The organism is Campylobacter concisus, assembly GCF_003049065.1.
GTDB classification, from domain to species: Bacteria; Campylobacterota; Campylobacteria; order Campylobacterales; family Campylobacteraceae; genus Campylobacter_A; species Campylobacter_A concisus_BE.
Window position 1 is genome coordinate 59,299 of sequence record NZ_PISC01000008.1, and the last position, 24,142, is coordinate 83,440.

Genomic DNA, 24,142 nt, shown 5'->3' on the forward strand with positions numbered 1-24,142 from the left:
AATATGCGTGAGCTTGTAAATTTTGATAGCGGTGAGCGCCTAAGACTTAGCGTAGAGGATAAAGCCTTAGTGAGCGTGAGCCAAAAAGGTGGCAAAACAAAGCAGAGTAAAAAAGAATTTGCAAGCGAGACGGAGGCTAAAAAAGCCTGCGTCAAAAAAGAGTGGGAGAGCCTAAAAAAGGGCTTTGTCATGCAAAATAGCGAGGCAAAAGCTGGTGAAGCGAGTCTGCATGTCTATATCGGCGGTGGATACACTGGTGCGCTCTCGTTTGCAGGCGTAAAAGATGAAATTTATGTCTATAAAAGTGGCGGTCAAAAAGATGGAGGCGTGCTTGGCGATATTTTGGTGAGACTTGATCGAAGTGGCGCTATAAAAGAGCAGATCGCCTTGCCAAAGCCGCTTGCGTGGGACGCCCAGTGTGCAAGCGAAAATTTACTTTTAGACCTTGATCATGAAATTTGTATTTACGAGCCAAAAGAGGCTAAATTTCGTGAAATTTTAGCCGAGCAGAATGTTAAGAAAAATAGCGAGATAGCTAGCTTTATCTGCGCTTCAAATGGCGTTGCAGTTTTTGGCATGTTTGGACAAATTTTTACTTTTTGTGAGGGTAAAATTTCAAAACTTGGCGAGTATAAATGTGCTATAAAAAACTACGTGCCGATACTTTGCGCGGCTCTTAGTACGGATGCTAGCATGCTTGCACTTTGCACCAAAGAAAATGAGCTACAAATTTTAAATGCAAAAAATGGTGAAATTTTAAGCGAGCTAAGAGCAGAATTTGGCATGCTTGATAAAATTTGCTTTTTAGACGAAAACACGCTTTTGCTTAGGCAATATCTTGAAAACAAGATATTTTGCCTGGATATCAAGAGTGCAAAGGTGACAAAGCAGCCTTGGATAAAGGATGAGTACCTAAGAGCGAGCGAGTTTTGCGTGGAGGCTGGCAAGTTTGTGGTGATAGATCAAAGCAGAGCCTACGTTACCGATCTAAAAAGTGGCAACGCGATGGCGGAATTTACGCTAGATCATGTCGTGAAAAACTGCGAGGCTAAATTTATAGATGGCAAACTTGCAGTTAGAACGGACTATGGCTGCTTTAGTCTTTATGAAATTTAAGGGAGAATATGTTTTATACACTTTTATCTATTTATATTTTTTATGTGATTTTTAAGCTTTTTTTGGCGATTTTGCAGATCGGCTTTGTAAGAGCTGAAGCCAAAAAAGAGCCAGTCGTGCTTGAAGCGAGCGAATACAAAAACGCCGCAGTTGTCGCCGTGACAAACCTAAAATTTGAAATTTTTAGCCTCATCTATCACGCCGTTATCTTCTTTGCGTGGATAAGCTTTGGATTAAAAATGCTCTCAGACGCTTGCCTAAAAGATGGCACTACGTTTGAAAATATCCTCCTTGTGATGAGCTTTTTGCTGATCTCGTCGCTGCTTGATCTGCCGCTAAATATCTACGAGAGCTTTGTAAAAGACAAAAAACTTGGCTTTTCAAATATGAGCGCAAAGATATTTTTGGTTGACACTATAAAGTCGCTAGCGCTAATGCTCATTTTTGGCTCGGCATTTGTTTGGCTCGTGCTTTTATGTATAAATTTCCTTGGCGATTTTTGGTGGTTTTGGGCATTTTTGCTAAGTTTTGGCGTCGCTTTAATTATAAATTTAATATATCCAACGCTCATCGCACCTATCTTTAACAAGATGTCGCCGCTTGAAGATGGCGAGCTAAAGGGCAAGATAGAGGGTTTGCTTGAAAAATGCGGCTTTAAAAGTAGCGGCGTTTTTACGATAGACGCTAGCAAGCGCGACAACCGCTTAAACGCCTATTTTGGCGGACTTGGAGCGACAAAGCGAGTGGTACTTTTTGACACGCTGATAAAAAAGCTAAGCACCGAGGAGATTGTGGCAGTTTTGGGGCACGAGCTTGGGCACTTTAAACATAAAGATATCCTAAAGATGATAGTGCTAAGTGCGGTCATGCTATTTTGTCTATTTTTCATCTTTGGAAACGTTGGCGCAAGCGCTTACGAGGCGATAGGGCTTGGGCAAAATGGCGCTAGCATCATCATCTTTTTGGTGCTTTTCTCGCCTATTTTTAGCTTTCTTTTCTCGCCGATCATCTCGCACTTTAGCCGCAAAAATGAATTTGGCGCAGATAGATTTTCAAAAGAAATTTCAAACAAAACCGACATGATAACCGCCCTAACAAAACTTGGCAGCGAAAACAAAGCATTTCCAAAGTCGCACTGGCTTTACTCATTTGTCTATCACTCGCACCCAAGCCTTTTTGAGCGGATAAATGAGCTAGAAAATGAGAGTTGAAGAGGCTCTAAAAGAAGCAAATTTAAGGCTAAAGCCGCTTTGTGAGAACCCAAGCAGGGTGGCTAAAATTTTGCTCATGAACTACCTTGATGTGAGCGTTGAGTGGATATTTTTAAACCAAAAGAGCGAATTTGACGATATCGGCTACTTTGCTCTTGTAAAGCGCTTTGAAAACTACGAGCCACTTGAGTACATTACCGGCAAGGCTGGCTTTTATGGGCTGGAGTTTGAGGTAGAAAGTGGTGTTTTGATACCTCGCCCTGAGACTGAAATTTTAGTTGATAAAGTGCTAGAGATAGCAAGCAGCTACAAAGCGCCAAAGATCGCTGAGATCGGTACTGGCAGCGGGATAATAAGCGTCATGCTTGCCCTTAAAACAAACGCTAAAATAGTAGCCACAGATATAAACGAAAAGGCTCTAAATTTAGCTAAAAAAAATGCGCTTAAATTTAATGTAAGTGATAAAATCAACTTTGTAAAATGCTCATATATCGATGAAATTTCTGGTGGTATCGACATCTTGGTCTCAAACCCGCCATATATCGCGCGAGACTATAAGCTTGATAAATTTGTTATAAATGAGCCGCATGAGGCGTTATTTGGCGGCGAGGTCGGGGATGAAATTTTAAAAAATATCATCCTTATCGCTAGAAATCGCAGCATAAAAAATATCGCCTGCGAGATGGGCTATGATCAAAGAGCGAGCATGGAGATGGCGCTAAAATTTAATGGCTTTAAAAGCACGTTTTACAAGGACTTGGCGGGCTTTGACAGGGGCTTTTACGCGAGATTAAAACTATAAAGGAGAGAGATTGAGAAGTATCTATTTTTTACTATTGGCAGCGGTGATAGGCACTGAGCTAACGCTTGGAATTTTGGTCGCACCAGTCATATTTTTCCCACAAAGTATCATAGGCGAGGGGGTGCTGACGCATTTTATGAGCGGTCAGATGATGACAAAAATATTTTTAAAATTTAACTATGTTTTGCTATTTGTAAGCGCATTTGTGGCAGTTGGCGAGCTCTTTGATCTAAGAAAAAAGCTTGCATTTTCACTAAAATTTAGCACATTTATGCTCTCGTTTTTAAACTTAGCCCTAGCGCTTAGCTTTGTCTTTATCTTTACGCCTTTTATCGTGCAGGCTCAAAGCCTAGGTGCTGATGCGACGCAGACAGCAGAATTTGCCAAGATGCATAGCGCAAGCGAATATGTGATGAAAGTGATGCTTGTTTTGCAGCTCATTTTGTTTTTTGTGAAATTTAAGATCAGCCAAGATGAACGCCAAGCCTGATATCCAAATCTTAACAAATTTCCTCGCCGAATACACGACAGCTATGGTGAGCGCTGGCACATACACTGCGCGCGTAGAAAAGTGCGTCGACCGCATAGCTAATCACTACGGCTACGACGTTAGTGTGACCATTTTTGTGAAGTATTTTACCATTAGCGTGATGGACTCACAGGATAACTCATTGCGCCGAACTTATGTGAGAAAGATCCCGCTTGGGCAGGTTAGTTTTAACAGAATTTCCGAGCTATCCTCACTTAGCTGGCAAATTTTAGATGAGGGTTTAAGCTTAGATGAAGCTAAAGAGAGCTTTGATAGTGTGATGAGTGTTAGTGCAAATAAATTTGCTAGTTCGCTTATCTTAATAAGCCTTGCAAATGCGGCATTTTGCAGACTTTTTGGAGGAGATGCTGGCTCAGTTGTTTGCATATTTTTTGCAACGCTTGTTGGCTACACTCTTAAATTTGCCCTTGCAAAAATGGGCGTAAATTTAAAGGTTCAATACGTCCTGACATCCTTTGTCGTCTCATTTATCGCCTATCTTGGCGTATCTTACGGACTTACGCATACAAGCGACGTGGCGATCGGCTCGTCTGTGCTCTTTATGATGCCTGGCGTTTTTCTCATAAATTCAGTCTTTGATATACTAAATGATAACACCCTTGTTGGCATCAGTAGAGCCATAAGTACAGGCATCCTCATACTTTGCATGGCTGTTGGCGTCTATATCACGCTAACGCTTAGCAGCGCGGAGATATTAAATGTTTGAGCTTTTGAGTGAAACGCTTGTAGATGCTGGCTTTGCTGCGGTGGCTGGGCTGGGCTTTGCCTATGCTAGCTCGCCTCCAAAAAGAACTCTCATCTTTTGCGCCTTACTCGCTGCATTTGCGCATGCTAGCCGCTTTTGGATCATGCAGATGGGATTTTTTAACATCAGCGTCGCAACGCTCATTGTCTCTTTTATGAGTGGAATTTTAGGCATGCTCTTTGCCAAACGGCTAAAGGTGCCAGCTGAGATCATCGCATTTCCAGCGCTTTTGCCGATGGTGCCAGGAGTTTTTGCGTATAAGGGGATATTGGCACTTTTTTCATTTTTAAATGAGACAAGTATCGCTAAGAAAAACGAATATCTAATCATATTTTTTGATAACGCTATCACGACTACGACGGTCTCACTAGCCTTAGGTGTGGGCGTTTCGGTGGTGCTTATTTTATTTTATGATCAGTCGCTTACGATAACTAGAGGCGCTAAAGGCAAGCCTAGTAAGAGCAAATGAAAATTTAAAGGAGCTTTGCTGTGAAGATAAGAATTTATTACGAAGATACCGATGCAGGCGGCATTGTCTATCATACAAACTATATTAAATATTGCGAGCGAGCCAGAAGCGAGGCGTTTTTTGAGGCTGGGCTAAATTTCACAAAAGAGGGCGGATACTTTGTCGTTTCAGCTCTTGAGGCTAAATTTCTCGCTTCAGCAGTGCTTGGTGATGAGGTTTTTGTGAGAACAAAGCTCATAGAGTTTAAAAAGGCGAGCCTTGTTTTAGAGCAAGAAATTTATAAATTTGATGAAAAAGATGCCGAAAAAGTGCTCTTTAAAGCGAATATCACGCTAGCTTTTATGAAAGATGGCAGGCTAGCAAAGATAGATGAGAGTATGAAAGCCTTTATAAATGAGGTTAAATTTTAGCAAGCAAAACAGCTAAATCCCGCTTGTGCTGTTTTGCTCCTGTGAATTTACCTCATTAAAGTGATCGCTTTTTGTATCATAAATTTTTACATCATATAAAACTTGCGAGCCTTCAACCCTCTCAGCAAAAATTTTGCTGGCACTTTTGTTTATGAAATTTATATAGATATACTCCACTCCCAGCGCACTTGAGTAGCCGATCTGTGAGTATCTAAAATCAACTCCAAAAAGATCCCCAAGCCCTAAAAATCTCTCATCAAGCGAATTTAGCGAATTTGCCACAAAGAGGTTTTGCCTATCTCTTTGTGTGATGGCGCTAAAGATATTTGGCAAGAAATTTATCTGCGTGCTTAAAAGCGCGTATGGCTTTATCTCAAAGCCTCTCATCTGCGTTGCCACAAGCGAAGCTTTAACTATAGGGATGTTTAAAAAGACGCTTGCGTTATCAAATTTAGACTTTTTGCTTAAAGTATCGTTTAAATTTATATCTTTGCCAGTGATCGAGCTCTCGTAGTAGTCGCTACTTTGCATGCGCACATACTCATTTAGCTTTTGTGCTAGCGCGCTGCCATCGTCAAAGGCGACTATTTTTTCGTTGGCAAAAGATAATAGGGCTGAAATTTGCGCTTTGTAATCAACTCCGCCAAAGATCAAATTTGGCTTTGGAGCTGCCACAAAAGAGCTATGAACGCTAGGGATGTAGATGAGCTCGTTTGGCAATATTAGAGAATTTACTATGTTCGCGCCATTTTGAGTAAGGGCTGCTATGAAGTAGATAAAGCCCTCGTTTCTAGCGTTTTGAAGCGCATTTTGAAGGCTAGGCAAACTCTCGTCGCTGCTATTTATAAATTTCACTTCTACATTTGCATCTTGCTTTAAGATATAGCTTAGAATCGCGTTTGATACGACATTTGCGTATGATTTTATAACCTTTTGAGGGATGATGACTGCTATCTTATCACTTGCAGCTAGTTTTAAAACCATCTCTCCGCCAAGCGAAGTATAAAGGTCTAAAAGTGCCTTATCATCTATCTTTGCTGGCTCAAATCTCGCCATAAAGCTAGCTAGCATATCGCTCTTAATAAGCTCATTTAAGCAAGAACTATCACAAAATTCTGGCTCTAAATTTATGTAAGTGATCTTTGCTGGCGGTATGCTTGAGAGGCTTTGATTTTTAGTGATGTTGCTTTCAAATTTCGCCTCAGTGATCTCGTCTTGCATCTCGCTTAAGGCTTCATTTTGCGCTGCAAAAAGGCTTACAAATATAACTAAAAAAAGAAAAAATCTTTTCATATCACTCCCTTGATTTTTTTCAAATCATCTATAAAATTTTCTTCAAAACTTGGATTTTTGCTGATCCACTCTGGTGAAAAAGTTGGCATTATAAACCTATCATCATCTTTTAAAATGCTCCCTCTTATGCTTGAAAATCCGCCCTTTGAGAGCAAATTTGGATAAAGATGCATAAAAGCTTCCTCTCCTAAAGTGATGATAATTTTTGGTTTAATAAGTCTTATCTCTTCTAAAAGATATGGCCTACAAAGCTCAAACGAGCTCTTCAGAGCTTGATTTTTCGCGTCACTATTTGAAATTTCACAGCGCAAAAGCAAGCTTATATAGACACTATCTTTTTCTAAATTTAAGCCATTGTTTATAGCATTTTCTAAAATTTTGCCACTTGCGCCTTCAAAATAATCATCTTTTTTGCAAAGCGATACAAACATTATCTTGCTATTTTTATCACCAAAGCCAGTAAAAACGCACTTTGAGTTATTTCTTAAAAAGCAAAGAGAGCACTTTTTTATCTCGCTATTTAGCTCGTCTATGCTATTATAATCTTGATATTTACTTAAATTAAGAAAATTTTCATCTATAAAATTGTAACCGATCGCTTTTAAAAAAAGTAATTTTTCTAAGAGATCTTTATTTTTATGAAATTTCATTTTTGGATTATAACTTGATTTACTTAAAGTTTAAATTATAGTTTTGTCGGGCTGATTTATTCAAAGGAATTTAAGTATTGCTTTGATAAAATCCCACTTTTTATATTAACTTTAAGGATAGAAATGAAAAGGACTTATCAACCTCATAAAACCCCTAAAAAACGCACTCACGGCTTTCGTTTAAGAATGAAAACTAAAAATGGCCGCAAGGTTATCAACGCTAGACGTGCTAAAGGTAGAAAAAGATTGGCTGCTTAGCTGGTTTTGAGTCACTAAGTGACTCGAGAGAATTTTCTCAGGTTTATAAAGAGGCCAGCAAATGGCACTGCGACGCTTGCGTAGTTTTTTATAAACCTACAATTGAAAAAAAATTAGCAGTTGTTGCTAGCAAAAAAGTGGGAAAAGCAGTAGTTAGAAATAGAGCAAAGAGACTTTTAAGAGCTGCTTTTTTTTCTATTTCTAATGAGCTAAAAGATGGCACTTACATTATGGTCGCAAAAAATGGAATTACAGAAATTTCATTTGACAAAATTTGTAAAAATTTGAGCTGGTCTACAAAAAAAATGGGATGTCTAAAATGAAAAAATTTGCGATTAAATTTATCGCTTTTTATCAAAAATATATTTCCATACTTCTGCCAAAAAGCTGTCGCTACTATCCGACTTGCTCACAATACGCCATTTGGGAATTTCAAACAAACAGCTTTTTCTCTGCTTTTTTTGCAACATTCATGCGAATTTTAAGATGCAATCAACTTTTCAAAGGCGGTATCAACTACCCAATCATCCGCAAAAAATTTAACTCATGTTTTATATTTCAAAAAAGCGATACCAAAAATGTAAATTTCTGGTTTATCCCTTGCCAAAATAGTAAATTTTATGTCGTAAAAGTATTAGATAAATTAAAGGAAAAAAATTAAATGGAACAGATGTCTATGCAAAAAAGGTTGCTTCTTGCAGCACTTTTGTCAATCGTATTTTTCATAGTATATGACTTTTTTATGCCAAAAATAGCTCCACTAGAGCAAAACCAGACAACGATCTCTCAAACAATGGATCAAAGTAAAGCCCCAGCCTCTACTAACGATACTCCAAAATCAAATGAAAATTTAGCTTCAAACGAGATAATTGCTACCATCAAAGGTCAAAGCTACGAAGCAAAGATAGATAAGCTAGGTAGGATTGCGAAATTTTATCTCACCGAAGATAAGTACAAAACAGAAGATGGCAACAAAATCGAGCTTGTTTCACAAAATCCACTGCCGCTTGAGCTTAGATTTAACGATAGCACTTTGAACGCCGATGCTTTTAAGGTTGCATATAGCAGTGACGCTAGCGAGGTAGATGCTAGCAGCGAGCCTAAAACTATAAAACTCACTCAAAATTTAGATGGTGTTACAGTCACAAAAAATATCAAATTTTACCCAAATGGTCGTTACGAGGTTGAAGTAAATTTAAGTAAAAGTGTTGATTATTTCATCACTCCTGGCTTTAGACCAAATATCGCGATAGATAGCTACACAGTTCATGGTGTCATGCTTAGAAATACAGACGATAGCCTAAATATCATAGAAGATGGCGACGCAAAAGAGGTTAAAAACTATGCAAACACAACTATAGCGGCTGCATCTGATAGATACTACACAGCGCTATTTTACTCATTTAACAAGCCATTTGAAGCTGTTGTTGATAAAGATGCAAATAACAATCCTATCGTCTTTGTAAAGGCAAACGATAGTCTAAAACTAGGTGCTTACATCGGACCAAAAGAGCATAAAATTTTAAGTTCGATGGATGAGAGACTAAATGACGTTATCGAGTATGGTTGGTTTACATTTATAGCAAAGCCGATGTTTGCATTCTTAAATTTCTTACATAACTACATTGGCAACTGGGGTTGGGCGATAGTTGTGCTAACGCTTGTCATAAGGATAGTTTTATTCCCGCTTACATATAAGGGCATGCTATCGATGAATAAGCTAAAAGAGCTTGCTCCAAAGGTAAAAGAGATCCAAACAAAATATAAAGACGATAAGCAAAAGATGCAAGTCCATATGATGGAGCTATACAAAAAACATGGTGCAAACCCGATGGGTGGCTGCTTGCCGATCTTGCTTCAAATTCCGGTATTTTTTGCGATCTACCGCGTTTTACTAAATGCGATCGAGCTAAAAGGTGCTCCTTGGATACTTTGGATACACGATCTTTCAGTAATGGATCCATACTTTGTGCTACCTATTTTAATGGGTCTAACGATGTTTTTACAACAAAAACTTACACCAACGACATTTACTGATCCTATGCAAGAAAAAGTTATGAAATTCTTGCCTTTGATCTTCACATTTTTCTTTGTGACATTCCCAGCAGGTCTTACGCTTTACTGGTTTGTAAATAACGTTTGTTCGGTCGTTCAACAAGTCTTTGTAAATAAACTTTTTGAAAAGCATAAAAAAGCTGCGGAGGTAAAGGCTCAATGAAAATAGAAGCAAATACCCTCCAAGAGGCATTTCAAAAGGCAGCCGAGCAGCTTAACTGCTCAGTCACAGAGCTTGATATAAAGGTCTTGCAGCATCCAAGTAGCGGAATTTTTGGATTTTTTAAAAAGACAGCGATCATTGAGGCAAATTTAGAAAATCAGCCAAAACCACAACATAAACCAAAAAATGATAGAAATTTTGCTAAAAAAAGTGATGAAAACGAGCCTGCAAAAGAAGAGAAAAAACAGAGTAAAAAACACGATCATAATGATAAAAAGCGAAATCCTAAAAAGCATAAAGATGAGAAAAATGAGACTAAGTCTGAGCAAAAAGAGCATAAAAATGAAAAGCCAAATTTGAGTGAAAAAAACTCAGCCCTTGCTAAAGATGCCTTTGCTGAAAAGGGCGAAAAAGAGGCTGAAGAGCCAGGATATGTCATAAAAAGACTTGATGAGCCAAAAGAGCAAAAAGAGACTAAAGTGGCAAAAGAGCCACAAGCTAGTAAAAGTGCTCCTAAAAATATCCTAGATACTTCAATCATCGAAAATTTCAACCAAAGCGATGAAGAGAGCGCGCCTCAAGCTTTACCAAAAGAGAAAAAAGAGAAAGTTGTAATCGACTTTGATAAAATTTTGCCTGAGATAAAAGAGGGTATGACGCGTCTTTTTAAAGCAAGCTGCTTTGAGATAGACAAGGTAGAAGTTAGTAAATTTAACGATGAGACTGTGCTTATCGAGCTAGACGGTGCTGACGCGGCGCTACTTATCGGCAAAGAGGGTTATAGATATAAAGCGATCTCTTATATGCTCTATAACTGGCTAAATTCAAAATATAACCTCGCTATCCGCCTTGAGATCGCGCAATTTTTGCAAAATCAAGAAGCGATGATGGATCAATATCTAAATGGCGTGATCGAGCGCGTGCAAAATAGCGGTAGAGCCCAAACTAAGCCACTTGACGGAGTTTTGGTCAAGATCGCGCTTGAGAAGCTTAGAGATAAATTCCCAGATAAATATGTCGGCATAAAAAGCGGCAATGACGGCAAATTTGTCGTCGTAAATGACTTTTTTAAAAAATGAGTGAAACTATCGCAGCCCTTGCCACAGCGTATGGCATCGGCTCAGTTTCTATCGTAAGGCTTAGCGGCAAGGACGCCCTGGCCACCTCTTTAAAACTACTTAAACTTTCAAATTTAGAGCCAAGATACGCAAAACTAGCCAAAATTTACTCCCTTGATGATGAAATTTTAGACGAGGGCATCGTTATATATTTTAAGGCTCCAGCAAGCTTTACTGGCGAGGATATCGTCGAGTTTCAAACTCATGGCGGCGTGATGGTGAGTGAGAGAATTTTAAATGAGCTAATAAGAGCTGGCGCTAGGCTTGCTATGCCTGGTGAGTTTAGCAAGCGAGCATTTTTAAATGGCAAGATGGATCTAGCAAAGGCTGAGGCGATGCAAGGGCTCATCACTTCAAAAAGTGAGATCGCTGCTAAAATTTTGACCCGTCAGATGCAAGGCGATCTTAGTAAATTTGTAGGCGAGATCAGGGGCGAAGTGGTCAAAACTCTTGCCTTTGTTGAGACGATGATTGACTATGCCGAAGATGATCTGCCTGCAAATTTGCTAGAGCAGACTAAGCAGATGCTTTTAAAAAATAGCGAGAAATTAGAGCGTATAGCCACTCTTAGCGAGCAAAGAAGGGGGCTGATAGATGGCTTTAAGATCGCCATCGTTGGCAAGCCAAATGTTGGTAAAAGTTCTATCTTAAACTCGTTTTTGGCATACGAAAGAGCGATAGTTAGCGACGAGGCAGGCACGACTAGGGATAGGATAGAAGAAAATTTTAAGATCGGCTCGCATCTAGTTCGCATAATAGACACCGCAGGCATCAGAAAAGATGCTGGAAAGATCGAGCAAATCGGCATAAACTACTCAATCTCAGCCATAAACGAGGCCGACATCATCCTAGCTGTCTTTGACGGCTCATCTTTAAGCGACGAACAAGACAAAGAGATAATAAAGCTCGTTTCTAACTCAAATAAAAAAGCCTTTTTTATCCTAAATAAAAGCGATCTTGCGTTTAAATTTGACATAGAGTTAGAGGGCGCTATCAAAATTTCAGCAAAAACCGATACAAGCGTAGTTTTAAAAGAGCTTGAAAACTATCTCAAGACGCAAGATACTGACGAGATCATGCTAAGCTCAAACCGCCAAATTTTAAGCTGTAAAGAGGCGAGCGAGGCTTTAAAAAGAGCGTTTTTTAGGCTAAATGAAGAGGAGCTAGAAATTTTCGCTTATGAGCTAAATATCGCGATAAAGGCACTTGCAAGCATTACAAAGCCATTTGAGAGAAGTGAAATTTTAGATGAGATGTTTAGCCATTTTTGTTTAGGAAAATGATAGTTTTTTTGGCTAAAATCTGCACTTTTTAAAGGAGAGAATATGAAAATTTTACTTATAAATGGTGGCAAAAAATTTGGCCATTCAGATGGCAGGCTCAATCAAACACTTCACGATCTTGCATACGAAAAACTAGCAAAAATGGGTCACGAGGTAAAGCAAACCGTGATAGATCAAGGCTATGATATCGAGGCTGAAGTTGAGAAATTTCTTTGGATGGACGCGGTAGTTTGGCAGATGCCAGCTTGGTGGATGGGCGAGCCTTGGATAGTGAAAAAGTATATCGACGAGGTCTTTACAGCAGGTCATGGCAAGCTTTATACGAGTGATGGCAGGCATAGGGTTGATCCAACTAAAAACTACGGCAAAGGCGGCTTGCTAAATGGCAATAAATTTATGCTAAGTCTTACTTGGAATGCCCCAGCTGAGGCATTTAGCGATCCAAACGAGTTTTTTGAGGCGCGCGGCGTTGATGGGGTTTATTTTCATTTTAGAAAGGCAAATGAATTTATGGGCTTAAAGTCGCTTCCGCACTTTATCTGCTGCGATGTTATCAAGATGCCAGACGTGCCAAGATACCTAAAAGAGTATGAAGCGCATCTTGAAAAAGTTTTCAAAGCGTAAAAACAAATTTCTACCGTTCTCTAGCCATTTGCGCTAAAGAGCATCTAAATTTATATCTTTTGTGTGGGAAAAAATGAGGGCAAAATTTCTACTTTTAGTTGCTGTTATCTTTTTTGCTGGGTGTGCTAGCAAGCAAATTCTAAATCCAAGTGAAAAGTCAAATTTACTCTACCTTGAAAATAACGAAACCTTGCACGAGATGAAATTTTATAAGCTGCAAAACAGCCTAAATGACTTTAATAAATTTGCAAACATTGTTGGCAGAGCTGAGATAAAAGCAGCCGGAGTAAATGCAGAATTTAGCGTTCTTGGCGATCTCATGCAAGGTAGCGAAGCAGACAAAATGGTGCTTGTTAAAAATTTGGGCACAAACCATGAGCTCATCTTGTCAAATGCTAGTGACATAGAGGAGCTCGTAAATGCAAAAAATATCAAATTTTATGAAATTTCAAATGGAGCTATCAAAAGCGTAGTTTATAGCACAAAAAACATGTCAGTTTGCGAAGCTTTTGCAGGTGGCAAAGAGGTGATAAAAGTAAAAAGTGTGACAAATCACCCTTTGAAAAATGGCTTTTTTGCGGTGATCTTAAACTCAGATATATCTAATGATCAAGGCTTTTTTCTAAGAGAGACGAGCTATTATTTCAACCTTTCAAGCGAAGATGAAGAGAATATTAAGGCTGAGACGCTAACGCAAAATTTTTACAAAACATTTATCGAAAGTGACCTTGTAAAACAAAGCGAAATTCTCTCAAATGTGCTTTGTTTTAGTAAATTCCAAAAGGCTTTTTAGTAACTTTTTATAAGCAAGGTTGTAAAATAGCTTAAAATTCTTAAAAGGTTACATCAATGGATAAAGCTACCATACAAGCACATAAAATCAGCGACGAAGAGTATGAAGAGATCTTAAAAATTTTAGGCCGTGAGCCAAATTTACTAGAGCTTGGCATATTTTCGGCGATGTGGAGCGAGCACTGCAGCTACAAATCAAGCAAAAAATACCTAAACGGCTTTCCGACAAAGGCGCCTTGGGTCATTCAAGGACCTGGCGAAAATGCTGGCGTCATCGACGTTGGCGACGGGGTTGCGGCTGTGTTTAAGATGGAGAGTCACAACCACCCAAGCTTTATCGAGCCGTTTCAGGGCGCTGCAACTGGCGTTGGTGGAATTTTAAGAGACGTCTTTACGATGGGCGCAAGAGTCGTTGCGAACATGAACTCACTTCGTTTTGGCGAGATAAGAGGCGAGGGTGAGCTAGCCAAAAAGCATAGATATTTGCTAAAAGGAAGTGTCGCTGGCATTGGACATTACGGCAACTGCATGGGCATCCCAACGATCGGCGGCGAAACTACTTTTGATCCTAGCTTTAATGGCAACATCCTAATCAACGCCTTCGCGCTTGGACTTTGCAAAAGTGATGAAATTTTCTATGGCAAGGCTGAAGGTGTGGGCAACCCAGTCATTTACGTGGGCTCAAAGACTGGCAGGGACGGACTTGGCGGCGCTGTTATGGCGAGCGATAGCTTTAACGACGAAAATAAATCACTTCGCCCAACGGTGCAAGTAGGCGACCCATTTGCCGAGAAGCTGCTTATGGAAGCTTGCTTGGAGCTCTTTAAAAAAGACTACATCATCGGCATCCAAGATATGGGCGCAGCAGGACTTACAAGCTCTAGCTTTGAGATGGCTGGCAGAAGTGGCAGCGGCATGAAGATGTATTTAGACCGCGTGCCGATGCGCGAAGTTGGCATGACGCCTTATGAGCTGATGCTAAGCGAGTCTCAAGAGCGTATGCTAATATGCGCCAAAAAAGGCTATGAGCAAAAGGTGCTTGAAATTTTTAGAAAGTGGGACCTTGACGCTGAGATCATCGGCGAGGTCACAAGTAGCGGCGTGATGCAGCTTTACTGGCATGGTGAGCTTGCAGGCGAAATCCCTATCGGCCCACTTAGCGAGGCAGCTCCGGTGCTTGATCGTCCAGTCGCACGTCCAAAATACCTTGATGAGATAGCAAATTTAAAAATTCCAAACAATGTTGATAACAAAACTGCATTTTTCAAGCTTTTAAAAGAGCCAGAAGTGCTAAATAAAAGCTTCATCTACGATCAATACGACGCAAATATCCAAACAAATACGATAAAACAGCCAGGTCACTTAGGCGCTGCAAGTATCAGAGTAAAAGGCACTAAAAAGGCCGTCTCTATAGCTGCTCAGTGCGATCCTAGAGCAAATTTTGTTGATCCAAAAATTGGCGCTGCAAGAGCCGTCGCTGCAGCTGGTAGAAAGGTAGCGATGAGTGGCGCTGTGCCACTTGCGATCACTGACTGCTTAAACTACGGCAACCCGCAAAATCCAGAGGTTATGTGGCAGTTCAAAGAGGGCTGCGAGGGCATAAAAGAGGCTTGCCGTGAGCTAAATACACCAGTTGTTAGTGGCAACGTGAGCCTTTATAACGACACTGACGGCGTTAGCGTCTATCCAACGCCAGCCATCGTCACGGTTGGTGTAAATGAAGATGCAAATTTAAACCTAAAAAGCACATTTTTAAGCGAGGGCAGGGCGATTTACTTACTTGGCGAGACAAGCGGTGAATTTGCTGCTTCTCTTTACGTAAAGGCACTATTTAACGTGGTTGGCGGTAAGCTAAAAGAGGTTGATTATAAAGCTGAACGAGCCCTTTGGGAGCTAGTGATAGAGGCAAATAAAGAGCAAATTTTAGAGTTTGCAAATAGCGTAGGCGTAGGTGGTCTTGCTATCACGCTGGCAAAAATGGCTAGCATCTCAAACATCGGCGTAAATTGTGAAGTTAAATTTAACGAGCCAAATTTCATCTTTGACGAGAGCTTTTCAAGAGCGGTTGTGGGCGTGAAAGACGAGGCTAAATTTGAAGCGCTTGCGGCTAAATTTGGTGTGAAATTTGAAAAGATCGGCGTTAGCGGAGGCAAGAGATTTAAGCTAAATGATATAGATGAGAGCTTAGAGGACGTAAGAGAAATTTATCTAAATGAGTTTGCGAAAATCGTAAAAAAGGAGGACTAAGAGATGTTTTCTAAAAAGGAAAAAGTAAGCGGAGAAAAGGAAGTAGAGCAAAACGAGAAAAAGGGCGTGGCAAAACCGCCAGTGCTCTTTAGCGATACTCAAAATTTGATAAGTACGATCGAAAAAAGGCTAAATGCCCCTTTGATAACCTACTACAACTCAAACGCTGGTAATGTCTGCGGCAACGATGCAAGTGCTATGTATGAAATTTTAAAGGGTAAAAAGATAGACACTGCCTATCTTTTCATAAAAAGTGATGGCGGAAGCGGTATAGCTGCGCTTAGGATCATTAGCACCCTTAGAAACTACTGCAAAAATTTAATAGCACTGATCCCGTCAAACTGCGCTTCAGCTGCTACGATGATGGCGCTTGGCGCAAATGAGATCGTTATGGGGCCGCTTGCTTATCTAACGCCAGTTGATACCTCTTTAAAACACGAGCTAAGCCCTACAAACAAAGGTAACGAGCTTGTTAGCGTCTCTATGGACGAGCTTAGCCGTGTAGTCAAGCTTTGGAAAGAGCAGGACAAAGATAGACCAAACGACACAAACCCTTATAACTCGCTATATGAGTACATCCATCCGCTAGTTTTTGGTGCGGTTGATCGTGCTAGCTCGCTTTCGCTTAAAATTTGCTCTGAGCTACTTAGATATCACATAGATGATGACAAAAAGATCGTTGAAATTTCTGAGAGGCTAAACGCAGACTACCCAGCGCACGAGTATCCGATACTCTTTCGTGAGGCGCAGGAGATCGGCCTGCATGTCAAAAAGATGGACGATGATCTAAATGAGATGCTTCAGGAGCTAACGCTACTTTACTCAGAGATGGGACAGCGAGCCTTTACAGACTACGATGAGAACAGCTATCACGATAACAACATCGCAAACATCATCGAGACAAACGGCAAGCAAATTTACTATCAGATCGATAAAGACTGGTTTTATCGCCCTGAGGAGCGCCGCTGGAACGTGATGAACGATGAGAGCTCGTGGCGCAAAAATGAGCTGGTAAATGGCAAGATAAAAAATACAATCTATCACTTGTGGTAATATGTCTGGAGTCCTGTTTTTACTGATATTAGGCGGTGCGATATTTCTCTTTATGAATGTCCAAATAGGTAGTAACCGCAAGAAACAAGCAAATGTAGATGAGGCTAAATTTCTAGTCTCACTACTTGCAAAAGTCGCTAAAAGTGACGGCAGAGTTAGCGAGCTAGAGGCTAGGCTGATCACTCAAGTGCTTGATGATCTAAGCCAGAAAGTTAGCGGTGTTAGCGGCGTGCGCGAGTATCTAAAAGAGGTTTATAAGAGCCAAAAAGAAAATGTAGATAATGCCTATGAAACCGCCAGAAACTATAAGCGCGCGTTTAATCTAAACTACGATACCTGCGTGGCAAGGCTCACTTTTTTTCTAAATTTAGCCTATATAGACGGAGAATTTAACAAAAGCGAGCAAGACATCATAAGAAATATCGCTTATGGATTTGGCATTGACAAAGAGACGCTTGATGAGATAATCTATAAATTTGATAGCTTTTATGGCTCGAGATTTGGAGTAGATCACGATGAGATAAGCCAAGAAAACGATGCATTTGAGGTCTTAGGACTTAGCAAAAATGCAAGTCTTGAAGAGGTAAAGGCTCGCTACAAAGAGCTTGTGAGGCAGTATCACCCTGACATTTTGATGGGCAGAGGCGAGAGCAAAGAGGTGATAGAGCGCTCTACTAAGAAGCTTCAGGAGATAAATGAGGCTTATGGGCGATTAAAAGAGAAATTTGGAGTTTAGATGAAGAAATTTATTATTTTGTTACTAGCGGTGGCTAGCTTTTGTAATGATTTTAAAGTGGTAAATATCGATGGAAAAGAGATAATATTTAAGCTTACTCAAAGCGAGCTTTATCAAGATCAAAGGTTGGTCGTCAGCAACTACGATGTTAAAGATAGCAATGTGAGCATAATATTTGTCGATAAAGATGGCAACAAGAGCGACATTATGTCAGTTCAAGCAAAAAAATTAAATGAAATTAGTGAGTATATCTTTTCGTATGATCGTGGCATAAAAGTTATGAAATTTAGCTCGAAAAAGCCGATATGCGAGGCGCTTGAGAAAGAGGAGCCTATAAATTTAAGCGTATTAGATGCGAGTTATTTTGATGGCAATCAAATTTCAAGCTATGCCTTTAGCGTTGATATTGTTGGTCAAGAGCGTGAAAACTTTGTAGAGAGAAAAGACTATTATATAGATGCAGCTGCAAATGTTATGGTTACGCTAGAAGCCTTATCGATAAAAAATATCGCAAAGGATATAAAAATGGGGCAGCTTCTGCTTGTAAAAGGTATGTGTTTAACAAAAAGATAAAAAATTTAATAAAGGAGAAAAAATGAGAGCGTTGCTTAGCGTTAGCGATAAAGAGGGCATTGTAGAGTTTGCAAAGGGGCTAGAAGAGCTTGGCTGGCAGATACTTTCAACTGGTGGCACCTATAAACTTTTAAAGACTGAGGGGGTAAAAGCCACTGAGGTTAGCGAATTTACGGCGTCACCTGAGATGTTTGAGGGCAGGGTAAAGACCCTTCATCCAAAGATCCATGGTGGCATCTTGCACAAACGTGACGACGCTACGCACGTGGCTCAGGCAAAGGAGTACGGCATCGAGGGCATCGACCTAGTTTGCGTAAATTTATATCCTTTTAAAGAGACTACGATTAGGACTGATGACTTTGCCGAGATTATCGAAAATATCGACATCGGCGGCCCAGCCATGGTAAGAAGTGCTGCTAAAAACTTTAAAGACGTGCTTATAGTCACAAGTGTGCTTGACTACGATGAAATTTTAAAGCGCCTAAGAGAAAAAAGCGATGATTTTGAGTTTAGAAGATCGCTGATGATAAAGGCGTTCGAGCACACAGCAGCTTATGACAGCATGATCGCAAACTATATGAATGATAGATTTAATGGTGGTTTTGGCGATGCTAGATTTATCGTGGGAAGCAAGGTTTTTGACACCAGATACGGCGAAAATCCACACCAAAAAGGCGCGCTTTATGAGTTTGATTATTTCTTTACAAACAACTTTAGAGCCTTAAAAGGCGAGGCAAGTTTCAATAATATGACCGATATAAATGGCGCTTTAATGCTTGCAACTAGCTTTGATGATGCACCAGCAGTGGCTATCATCAAACACGCTAACCCTTGCGGCTTTGCGGTAAAAGATACATTGCTAGAGAGCTACGTAGCAGCGCTTAAGTGCGACCCGATCTCAGCATACGGCGGCGTGGTGGCGATAAATGGCACGCTTGATGAGGAACTAGCTAAAAAGATAAATGAAATTTACGTTGAAGTAATCATCGCTGCAAATGTCGATGATGCCGCGCTTAAGGTATTTGAGAGCAAAAAGCGCATCAAAATTTTCACTCAGGATAATAAATTTTTAGTGCGTGCAAATGATAAATTTGACTTTAAGCACATCGATGGTGGATTTGTATTTCAAGAAAGAGACTTCGTAAAAGACGAAGAGCTTGAAAATATGAAGCAAATGAGCAAGAAATTTGCAACTGGTAGCGAGCTAAAAGACGCTCAGATCGCGTGGAAAGTGGCTGCGCTAACGAAGAGCAACTGCGTAGTTTATGTAAAAGATGGCGCGATGGTGGCTATTGGCATGGGTATGACTAGCCGTGTGGACGCTGCTCGTGCGGCCGTGGCAAAGGCAAAAGAGCTAAAGATCGACCTAAATGGCTGCGTGCTAGCAAGCGAAGCGTTCTTTCCGTTTAGAGACAGCATCGATATCGCTAGCAAAGTGGGCGTAAAATGCGTCATCGAGCCAGGCGGTAGCATCAGAGATGATGAGGTGATAGAGGCTGCCGATGAGCACGGCATGTCGCTATATTTCACTGGCGTTAGACACTTCTTACACTAAAATTTAGGGGCGTTTGCCCCTTGCTTCACACTTTATAACTTTAAATTTTATATAATCCTTCAAAAAAAGGAGCTCACATGAAAAAGATATTAAATTTTCTCTTGGTTTTGGCGGTATTTTTGGGTGTAAATTTAATGGCAAAAGATGAGTTTTTAAAGGAGCGGACGATGGCAGGGCAAAATTTGAAAGAAATTTATTTAGCAGGTGGCTGCTTTTGGGGCATGCAGGGCTATTTTAAAAAGATATTTGGCGTGGTGGATACGAAGGTGGGCTACGCAAATGGCAAGAGCGAGAGCACGAGCTACCAGGGGCTTCATGAGAGCGACCACGCCGAGACACTTTATGTCAAATTTGACGAAAACAGGGTCGCTTTGGCTGAAATTTTGGCTCATTTTTTTAGAGTGATCGACCCGACCTCGCTAAATAAACAGGGCAATGACGTCGGCAGGCAGTATAGAAGCGGGATTTACTATGTTAGCAAGGACGATCTGCCAGTCATAGAGAGCTTTATAAAGATCGAGCAAAAGAAATTTAAAGATAAGATCGTGGTTGAGGTGGCGCCACTTAAAAATTTTATCATTGCTGAGGAGTATCACCAGGACTATCTTGATAAAAACCCTTTTGGATACTGCCATATTGATCTAAATTTGGCGAGCAAGCCGCTTTATGATGAGGCTAAATTTAAGCCGCTTAGCAAAGAGGAGCTAAAGAGAAATTTAAGTAGCGAGCAGTATGCCGTGACGCAGGAGGCGGCGACTGAGAGGCCATTTAGCAGCGAGTATGATAAATTTGACAAAAAGGGCATCTATGTCGATATCACCAGCGGCAAGCCACTCTTTTCAAGCGCTGATAAATTTGACGCAGGGTGTGGCTGGCCAAGCTTTACAAAGCCTATCACAACAACGGCGCTTGCCTATAGCGAGGACAACTCATTTATGATGAAAAGGGTTGAAGTTAGGTCACAAAATAGCGACGCGCACCTTGGGCATGTCTTTGAAGATGGACCAAGCGATAGGGGCGGACTAAGGTACTGCATAAATGGCGCAAGCCTTAAATTTATACCACTTGAAGAGATGGCTAGGCTTGGATACGAGGAGTTTATCCCCTACGTTAAGTAGCCTTTTGTTGAAGCAAATCAATGGTTTGAAAAGTTTAATCAGAGTATAATTCTCCAAAATCAAAAGGAGAAAAAATGAGTGAATTTTTCAAAAACGCAGAGCAGTTTAATGTAGAGGGTGCGACGGTGCCATTTTATAAATTTAGTGAAAATGGGGTAAATTTTATAGGCTTTGACTCACGTCCTTGCGTGCCACCAGAGCCTATGATAAACGCACTTTTGGCTATAAAATTTGCCGATAAAAACACAAAGATCGTGATGGTAAATCACAAATTTCCAGCTGGGCTCATCCCAAAGATAGAAAAGAGCTTTGACATTAAGCGAGAGGATCTTGAGGGCGGGGCTGTGAAGATGACTTTTAGCCTAAAAGATGGCGCTAGTATAGAAAACATAGACAACAGCCTTTGTCACTAAGATGCTTTTAAACACTTATGCGCCGCCATTTAAGCTAGTTGGCGGCTACTTTATCGCTGGCATTTTTTTCTTAGCGCTTAGCGCCCCGGCCTTTTTTTACGCTGATTTTGAGGCGATTAGCTCGCTAAATACGGCTGGTTTTTTGCATATATTTTTTGTTGGCTTTGTCATAAGTATTATCATCGGAGCGCTCTATCAGCTAACCTCAGTCATCTTAGAAAAGCCGTTTTTCACGGTCAAAGGGGCTATTTTAAATTTAGCCATTTTTTGCCTGTCGCTACTTGCTATGAGCTATGCGATGATATTTGGCGAGGCTAGGATTTTGCAAATCAGCGCAGTTTTTCTCTTTGGCACACTTCTCTTTTTTGGCTCGACCTATGCGCTAAGCTTTATGGATAATCAAAAAAGAAGTTTCGCTGCCTTTGCACTCTTTGTCTCGGCGATATTTTTGCTAGTTGGCATAATGCTTGGATTTTGCCTAGTGATGATACTTGGTGGCACACTTATGCTTGATTTTACTGTGACGCTAAAATTTCACGTATATTTTGTGCTTGGCTTTGTGTTTTTCGTGATACTTGGGGCTGCTAGCGTGCTTTTACCGATGTTTGCTCTGGCACATGATCTTAAATTTACACTTAGCAAAGCCTCTCTTGTCTTTTATATTTTGGCTGGGGTTTTGCTGACGGTTGATGAAAATTTAGCCATTTTTGCAGTGGTTGTGGCAGCTTTGCTTTTTATAGCTCAGGCATTTTATATCCTGAAAAAGCGCGTGAGAAAGGCGTATGACAACTGGAATGTAAATATCGCTCTTTCGCTGCTTGCCTTGTTTTGTGCTGCTGTATTTATGATTTTTGAAAAGCTAAATTTGGCTGCATTTTTTATGATATATGGCTTTTTGTTTGCCTTTATCGTGGCTCATCTTTATAAGATCGCGCCATTTCTCATCTGGTATCACTATGTGGCGCCATTTGTTGGCAAGGCAAAAGTACCGCTACTTGATGCGATGATACTAAAAAAAGCGGCTTATTTTGCCATAGCATTTAATGCCATTTCGCTTGTGTGTTACTTTTTGGCAGTTAGCTTTGAGATGAGAAATTTGGTCTATGCAAGTATGATTTTTATGGCTTTAAGCATCATTTTGCTTGCTGTAAATATGATAAATGTTTTTAAATTTACTGGTTTTAAAGGATAAAAAATGAAAGAAAAAATTTATGATGCTTTGTCAAATATCGTCGATCCAGAGGTTGGCTTTGACATCGTTTCGCTTGGGCTCATATACGACGTAAGCTGCGATGAAAACGGCAAAGCAAAGGTGACGATGACGCTTTCAACCAAGTCTTGCCCGCTTCATGAGATGATACTTGGCTGGGTTGAAACGGCTGTGCTAGGTGTAGAGGGTGTAAAAGAGTGCGAGATAGACCTAGTTTGGGAGCCAGAGTGGAATATCCAAATGGCAAGTGATTTTGTAAAAGCACAACTTGGAGTGCACTAATAAATTTAGCTAGAAATTTAGCTAAGCTAAATTTCTAACTTTTCTTCTTAAGCTTCTACTTTAAATTTTAAAATATCATAAAAGCGTAGTTAAATTTGTTTGGGCTGCTTAAACTCTTTAATAAATTTATGCAAGTAAAAACCAAAAATTTGAGTTATAGAATATAATTTTAGGCGTTTGCTAGGTAATGGTTAAAAATTGAATATAAAAAAGGTAAATTGCAAGATAAACTTGCAATTTAATAGGAGAATTTTTAGTTTGGACTTAGTCCATTTGGTGACGAAGATATGATGGGATATCTAGCTGAGAGATATACTCGTCGCTATTATATCCACCACTTACTCTTCTTTTTAAAACTATATTTTTATTTAGAAGATCATTTTCAGGCTCTTGGGCTATTTTTTTTTCTTCGCTTTCTTTTTCAGCACCTTTAAAACCTGTTGCGATGATAGTAACTTCAACTTTGTTGTCTTCGATATTTTCATCGGTTGTTGTACCAAAGATCACATCAGCATCATCATCAGATGCCTCTTCGATCATTGACATCGCGCTATGAAGATCATCAAGTGAGCAGTTTGGATGCATTTTAAAATGAACTAAAACGCCAAGCGCTCCGTTTATGTTCATGTTATCAAGTAATGGAGACTGGATAGCATTTTTTATAGCTTCTTGAGCTGCACCCTCGCCATAAGCCTCGCCAACGCCCATTAAAGCATGACCTCTGTGGCTCATAACTGTTTTTACGTCAGCAAAGTCAAGGTTGATATCGCTAACACCAGAGTCAAGCACAATAGAGCACATACCATTTACCGCTCTTGCAAGCACTTCATCAACCATTTTAAAGCTCTCTTTGATGCCTGATTTTTTGTCTATCAAAGTTAAAAGTCTGTCGTTTGGTATGATAACGATAGAGTCGCTCTCTTTTCTAAGCTCGCTTAGACCGATATCAGCTAGCTTGCTGCGCTTTTTACCCTCAAATGAAAAAGGCATAGTCACAACAGCAACTGTTAGCGCACCTATCTCTTTTGCAGCTTGTGCAACAACCGGAGCAGCGCCTGTACCTGTACCACCGCCAAGACCTGAAGCGATAAACACAACATCAGAAGTCTCAAGAGCACTTTTTATCTCTTCATAGCTCTCTTGTGCAGCCTCTTTGCCAACTTCTGGTCTCATGCCAGCGCCAAGACCTTTTGTCTTTTTCTCACCAAGCTGTATCTTTGTGTGTGCAGGAGAATTGTCAAGTGCCTTAGCATCTGTGTTTGCTATCATTAGATCGATGTCTAAATTTGGATTCTCTCTTATGATGTGGTTTATCATATTACCACCACCACCACCTACACCTACTACCTTTATCTTTGCGCTATATAGGCTCTTGTTCTCTTCGATTGTGAAACTGTTGCTCATTGTAAAAATTCT

General features: G+C 40.2%; 27 protein-coding genes. 24 read left to right on the forward strand and 3 right to left on the reverse strand.

Going from position 1 to position 24,142, the window contains the following annotated elements; genetic code table 11:
- The first annotated feature begins 3 nt into the window (after positions 1-3).
- From CVS81_RS07640 to CVS81_RS07670, 7 genes are read left to right on the forward strand one after another with little or no spacing between them, the layout of a single operon-like run.
- Positions 4-1,116, forward strand: coding sequence for a hypothetical protein (locus CVS81_RS07640; RefSeq protein ID WP_107965588.1), 1,113 nt, complete (start codon positions 4-6; stop codon positions 1,114-1,116).
- An 8-nt stretch (positions 1,117-1,124) separates the two neighbouring features.
- Entirely contained in the window at positions 1,125-2,327 is a 1,203-nt protein-coding gene (locus CVS81_RS07645; RefSeq protein ID WP_107965589.1) for a M48 family metallopeptidase, read from the forward strand.
- A complete protein-coding gene (prmC, locus tag CVS81_RS07650) occupies positions 2,317-3,129 on the forward strand; it encodes a peptide chain release factor N(5)-glutamine methyltransferase (RefSeq protein WP_107965590.1) in 813 nt (270 codons plus the stop codon). The genes CVS81_RS07645 and prmC overlap by 11 nt, the downstream gene beginning before the upstream one ends.
- Positions 3,130-3,139: 10 nt before the next feature.
- Positions 3,140-3,619: a DUF4149 domain-containing protein gene (locus CVS81_RS07655; RefSeq protein WP_107965591.1), complete on the forward strand. Its 480-nt coding sequence runs from the start codon at positions 3,140-3,142 to the stop codon at positions 3,617-3,619.
- On the forward strand, positions 3,603-4,385 hold the full coding sequence (locus CVS81_RS07660) for a threonine/serine exporter family protein (protein WP_103595534.1): 783 nt from the start codon (positions 3,603-3,605) through the stop codon (positions 4,383-4,385). The genes CVS81_RS07655 and CVS81_RS07660 overlap by 17 nt, the downstream gene beginning before the upstream one ends.
- Positions 4,378-4,893, forward strand: coding sequence for a threonine/serine exporter family protein (locus CVS81_RS07665; protein WP_009293668.1), 516 nt, complete (start codon positions 4,378-4,380; stop codon positions 4,891-4,893). The genes CVS81_RS07660 and CVS81_RS07665 overlap by 8 nt, the downstream gene beginning before the upstream one ends.
- A 20-nt stretch (positions 4,894-4,913) precedes the next feature.
- Positions 4,914-5,303, forward strand: coding sequence for a YbgC/FadM family acyl-CoA thioesterase (locus CVS81_RS07670; RefSeq protein WP_107965592.1), 390 nt, complete (start codon positions 4,914-4,916; stop codon positions 5,301-5,303).
- 12 nt (positions 5,304-5,315) lie between these two features.
- On the opposite strand, the gene CVS81_RS07675 is transcribed toward CVS81_RS07670, so the two are convergent.
- On the reverse strand, positions 5,316-6,596 hold the full coding sequence (locus CVS81_RS07675) for a hypothetical protein (RefSeq protein WP_107965593.1): 1,281 nt from the start codon (positions 6,594-6,596) through the stop codon (positions 5,316-5,318).
- Entirely contained in the window at positions 6,593-7,246 is a 654-nt protein-coding gene (locus CVS81_RS07680; protein ID WP_107965594.1) for a uracil-DNA glycosylase, read from the reverse strand. Before CVS81_RS07680 ends, CVS81_RS07675 begins: the two co-directional genes overlap by 4 nt.
- 123 nt (positions 7,247-7,369) lie before the next feature.
- Here CVS81_RS07680 and rpmH point away from each other — a divergent pair, with 123 nt between their 5' ends.
- From rpmH to CVS81_RS07765, 17 genes are all read left to right on the forward strand, one after another.
- Complete coding sequence (rpmH, locus tag CVS81_RS07685) at positions 7,370-7,504, forward strand: 50S ribosomal protein L34 (protein ID WP_002940373.1); 135 nt, start codon at positions 7,370-7,372, stop codon at positions 7,502-7,504.
- On the forward strand, positions 7,492-7,827 hold the full coding sequence (gene rnpA, locus CVS81_RS07690) for a ribonuclease P protein component (protein WP_035142427.1): 336 nt from the start codon (positions 7,492-7,494) through the stop codon (positions 7,825-7,827). Before rpmH ends, rnpA begins: the two co-directional genes overlap by 13 nt.
- On the forward strand, positions 7,824-8,165 hold the full coding sequence (gene yidD / locus CVS81_RS07695) for a membrane protein insertion efficiency factor YidD (RefSeq protein WP_002940252.1): 342 nt from the start codon (positions 7,824-7,826) through the stop codon (positions 8,163-8,165). Before rnpA ends, yidD begins: the two co-directional genes overlap by 4 nt.
- Positions 8,166-9,722, forward strand: coding sequence for a membrane protein insertase YidC (gene yidC, locus CVS81_RS07700; RefSeq protein ID WP_107965595.1), 1,557 nt, complete (start codon positions 8,166-8,168; stop codon positions 9,720-9,722). It abuts the gene before it with no gap.
- Positions 9,719-10,801, forward strand: coding sequence for a Jag N-terminal domain-containing protein (locus CVS81_RS07705; RefSeq protein ID WP_107965596.1), 1,083 nt, complete (start codon positions 9,719-9,721; stop codon positions 10,799-10,801). Before yidC ends, CVS81_RS07705 begins: the two co-directional genes overlap by 4 nt.
- Complete coding sequence (mnmE, locus tag CVS81_RS07710) at positions 10,798-12,123, forward strand: tRNA uridine-5-carboxymethylaminomethyl(34) synthesis GTPase MnmE (protein WP_107965597.1); 1,326 nt, start codon at positions 10,798-10,800, stop codon at positions 12,121-12,123. The genes CVS81_RS07705 and mnmE overlap by 4 nt, the downstream gene beginning before the upstream one ends.
- 42 nt (positions 12,124-12,165) lie before the next feature.
- Positions 12,166-12,747, forward strand: coding sequence for an NAD(P)H-dependent oxidoreductase (locus CVS81_RS07715; protein ID WP_107965598.1), 582 nt, complete (start codon positions 12,166-12,168; stop codon positions 12,745-12,747).
- A gap of 73 nt (positions 12,748-12,820) precedes the next feature.
- The gene (locus CVS81_RS07720) at positions 12,821-13,540 is read left to right on the forward strand and encodes a hypothetical protein (protein WP_107965599.1); all 720 of its coding nucleotides are present in this window, start codon (positions 12,821-12,823) and stop codon (positions 13,538-13,540) included.
- A 56-nt stretch (positions 13,541-13,596) separates the two neighbouring features.
- A complete protein-coding gene (purL, locus tag CVS81_RS07725) occupies positions 13,597-15,786 on the forward strand; it encodes a phosphoribosylformylglycinamidine synthase subunit PurL (protein ID WP_107965600.1) in 2,190 nt (729 codons plus the stop codon).
- Between the two features lie 3 nt (positions 15,787-15,789).
- Positions 15,790-16,839, forward strand: a complete 1,050-nt coding sequence (locus CVS81_RS07730; RefSeq protein WP_002940400.1) for an SDH family Clp fold serine proteinase — start codon at positions 15,790-15,792, stop codon at positions 16,837-16,839.
- A gap of 1 nt (position 16,840) precedes the next feature.
- On the forward strand, positions 16,841-17,575 hold the full coding sequence (locus CVS81_RS07735) for a TerB family tellurite resistance protein (protein WP_107965601.1): 735 nt from the start codon (positions 16,841-16,843) through the stop codon (positions 17,573-17,575).
- Positions 17,576-18,148 carry a hypothetical protein gene (locus CVS81_RS07740; protein ID WP_107965602.1) on the forward strand — a complete coding sequence of 191 codons (573 nt, stop codon included), beginning with the start codon at positions 17,576-17,578 and terminating at the stop codon, positions 18,146-18,148.
- 22 nt (positions 18,149-18,170) lie between these two features.
- Positions 18,171-19,703: a bifunctional phosphoribosylaminoimidazolecarboxamide formyltransferase/IMP cyclohydrolase gene (purH, locus tag CVS81_RS07745; RefSeq protein ID WP_107965603.1), complete on the forward strand. Its 1,533-nt coding sequence runs from the start codon at positions 18,171-18,173 to the stop codon at positions 19,701-19,703.
- Positions 19,704-19,780: 77 nt separating this feature from the next.
- Positions 19,781-20,821: a peptide-methionine (R)-S-oxide reductase MsrB gene (gene msrB, locus CVS81_RS07750; RefSeq protein WP_107965604.1), complete on the forward strand. Its 1,041-nt coding sequence runs from the start codon at positions 19,781-19,783 to the stop codon at positions 20,819-20,821.
- Between the two features lie 74 nt (positions 20,822-20,895).
- On the forward strand, positions 20,896-21,234 hold the full coding sequence (locus tag CVS81_RS07755; RefSeq protein WP_107965605.1) for a hypothetical protein: 339 nt from the start codon (positions 20,896-20,898) through the stop codon (positions 21,232-21,234).
- A gap of 1 nt (position 21,235) precedes the next feature.
- The gene (locus tag CVS81_RS07760) at positions 21,236-22,426 is read left to right on the forward strand and encodes a peptidase M50 (RefSeq protein ID WP_107965606.1); all 1,191 of its coding nucleotides are present in this window, start codon (positions 21,236-21,238) and stop codon (positions 22,424-22,426) included.
- A 3-nt stretch (positions 22,427-22,429) separates the two neighbouring features.
- The gene (locus CVS81_RS07765; protein WP_103611038.1) at positions 22,430-22,726 is read left to right on the forward strand and encodes a metal-sulfur cluster assembly factor; all 297 of its coding nucleotides are present in this window, start codon (positions 22,430-22,432) and stop codon (positions 22,724-22,726) included.
- 264 nt (positions 22,727-22,990) lie between these two features.
- On the opposite strand, the gene ftsZ is transcribed toward CVS81_RS07765, so the two are convergent.
- A complete protein-coding gene (ftsZ, locus tag CVS81_RS07770) occupies positions 22,991-24,130 on the reverse strand; it encodes a cell division protein FtsZ (RefSeq protein WP_012001610.1) in 1,140 nt (379 codons plus the stop codon).
- Between the last annotated feature and the right edge of the window lie 12 nt (positions 24,131-24,142).

What these genes read in the sequence shown, in the direction of transcription:
- CVS81_RS07640 (WP_107965588.1), top strand. Translation starts at nt 4, where the DNA reads ATGCGTGAGCTTGTAAATTTTGATAGCGGTGAGCGCCTAAGACTTAGC.
- CVS81_RS07645 (WP_107965589.1), top strand. Translation starts at nt 1,125, where the DNA reads ATGTTTTATACACTTTTATCTATTTATATTTTTTATGTGATTTTTAAG.
- prmC (WP_107965590.1), top strand. Translation starts at nt 2,317, where the DNA reads ATGAGAGTTGAAGAGGCTCTAAAAGAAGCAAATTTAAGGCTAAAGCCG.
- CVS81_RS07660 (WP_103595534.1), top strand. Translation starts at nt 3,603, where the DNA reads ATGAACGCCAAGCCTGATATCCAAATCTTAACAAATTTCCTCGCCGAA.
- CVS81_RS07665 (WP_009293668.1), top strand. Translation starts at nt 4,378, where the DNA reads ATGTTTGAGCTTTTGAGTGAAACGCTTGTAGATGCTGGCTTTGCTGCG.
- CVS81_RS07675 (WP_107965593.1), bottom strand. Translation starts at nt 6,596, where the DNA reads ATGAAAAGATTTTTTCTTTTTTTAGTTATATTTGTAAGCCTTTTTGCA.
- CVS81_RS07680 (WP_107965594.1), bottom strand. Translation starts at nt 7,246, where the DNA reads ATGAAATTTCATAAAAATAAAGATCTCTTAGAAAAATTACTTTTTTTA.
- rpmH (WP_002940373.1), top strand. Translation starts at nt 7,370, where the DNA reads ATGAAAAGGACTTATCAACCTCATAAAACCCCTAAAAAACGCACTCAC.
- yidD (WP_002940252.1), top strand. Translation starts at nt 7,824, where the DNA reads ATGAAAAAATTTGCGATTAAATTTATCGCTTTTTATCAAAAATATATT.
- yidC (WP_107965595.1), top strand. Translation starts at nt 8,166, where the DNA reads ATGGAACAGATGTCTATGCAAAAAAGGTTGCTTCTTGCAGCACTTTTG.
- CVS81_RS07705 (WP_107965596.1), top strand. Translation starts at nt 9,719, where the DNA reads ATGAAAATAGAAGCAAATACCCTCCAAGAGGCATTTCAAAAGGCAGCC.
- mnmE (WP_107965597.1), top strand. Translation starts at nt 10,798, where the DNA reads ATGAGTGAAACTATCGCAGCCCTTGCCACAGCGTATGGCATCGGCTCA.
- CVS81_RS07715 (WP_107965598.1), top strand. Translation starts at nt 12,166, where the DNA reads ATGAAAATTTTACTTATAAATGGTGGCAAAAAATTTGGCCATTCAGAT.
- CVS81_RS07720 (WP_107965599.1), top strand. Translation starts at nt 12,821, where the DNA reads ATGAGGGCAAAATTTCTACTTTTAGTTGCTGTTATCTTTTTTGCTGGG.
- purL (WP_107965600.1), top strand. Translation starts at nt 13,597, where the DNA reads ATGGATAAAGCTACCATACAAGCACATAAAATCAGCGACGAAGAGTAT.
- CVS81_RS07730 (WP_002940400.1), top strand. Translation starts at nt 15,790, where the DNA reads ATGTTTTCTAAAAAGGAAAAAGTAAGCGGAGAAAAGGAAGTAGAGCAA.
- CVS81_RS07735 (WP_107965601.1), top strand. Translation starts at nt 16,841, where the DNA reads ATGTCTGGAGTCCTGTTTTTACTGATATTAGGCGGTGCGATATTTCTC.
- CVS81_RS07740 (WP_107965602.1), top strand. Translation starts at nt 17,576, where the DNA reads ATGAAGAAATTTATTATTTTGTTACTAGCGGTGGCTAGCTTTTGTAAT.
- purH (WP_107965603.1), top strand. Translation starts at nt 18,171, where the DNA reads ATGAGAGCGTTGCTTAGCGTTAGCGATAAAGAGGGCATTGTAGAGTTT.
- msrB (WP_107965604.1), top strand. Translation starts at nt 19,781, where the DNA reads ATGAAAAAGATATTAAATTTTCTCTTGGTTTTGGCGGTATTTTTGGGT.
- CVS81_RS07755 (WP_107965605.1), top strand. Translation starts at nt 20,896, where the DNA reads ATGAGTGAATTTTTCAAAAACGCAGAGCAGTTTAATGTAGAGGGTGCG.
- CVS81_RS07760 (WP_107965606.1), top strand. Translation starts at nt 21,236, where the DNA reads ATGCTTTTAAACACTTATGCGCCGCCATTTAAGCTAGTTGGCGGCTAC.
- CVS81_RS07765 (WP_103611038.1), top strand. Translation starts at nt 22,430, where the DNA reads ATGAAAGAAAAAATTTATGATGCTTTGTCAAATATCGTCGATCCAGAG.
- ftsZ (WP_012001610.1), bottom strand. Translation starts at nt 24,130, where the DNA reads ATGAGCAACAGTTTCACAATCGAAGAGAACAAGAGCCTATATAGCGCA.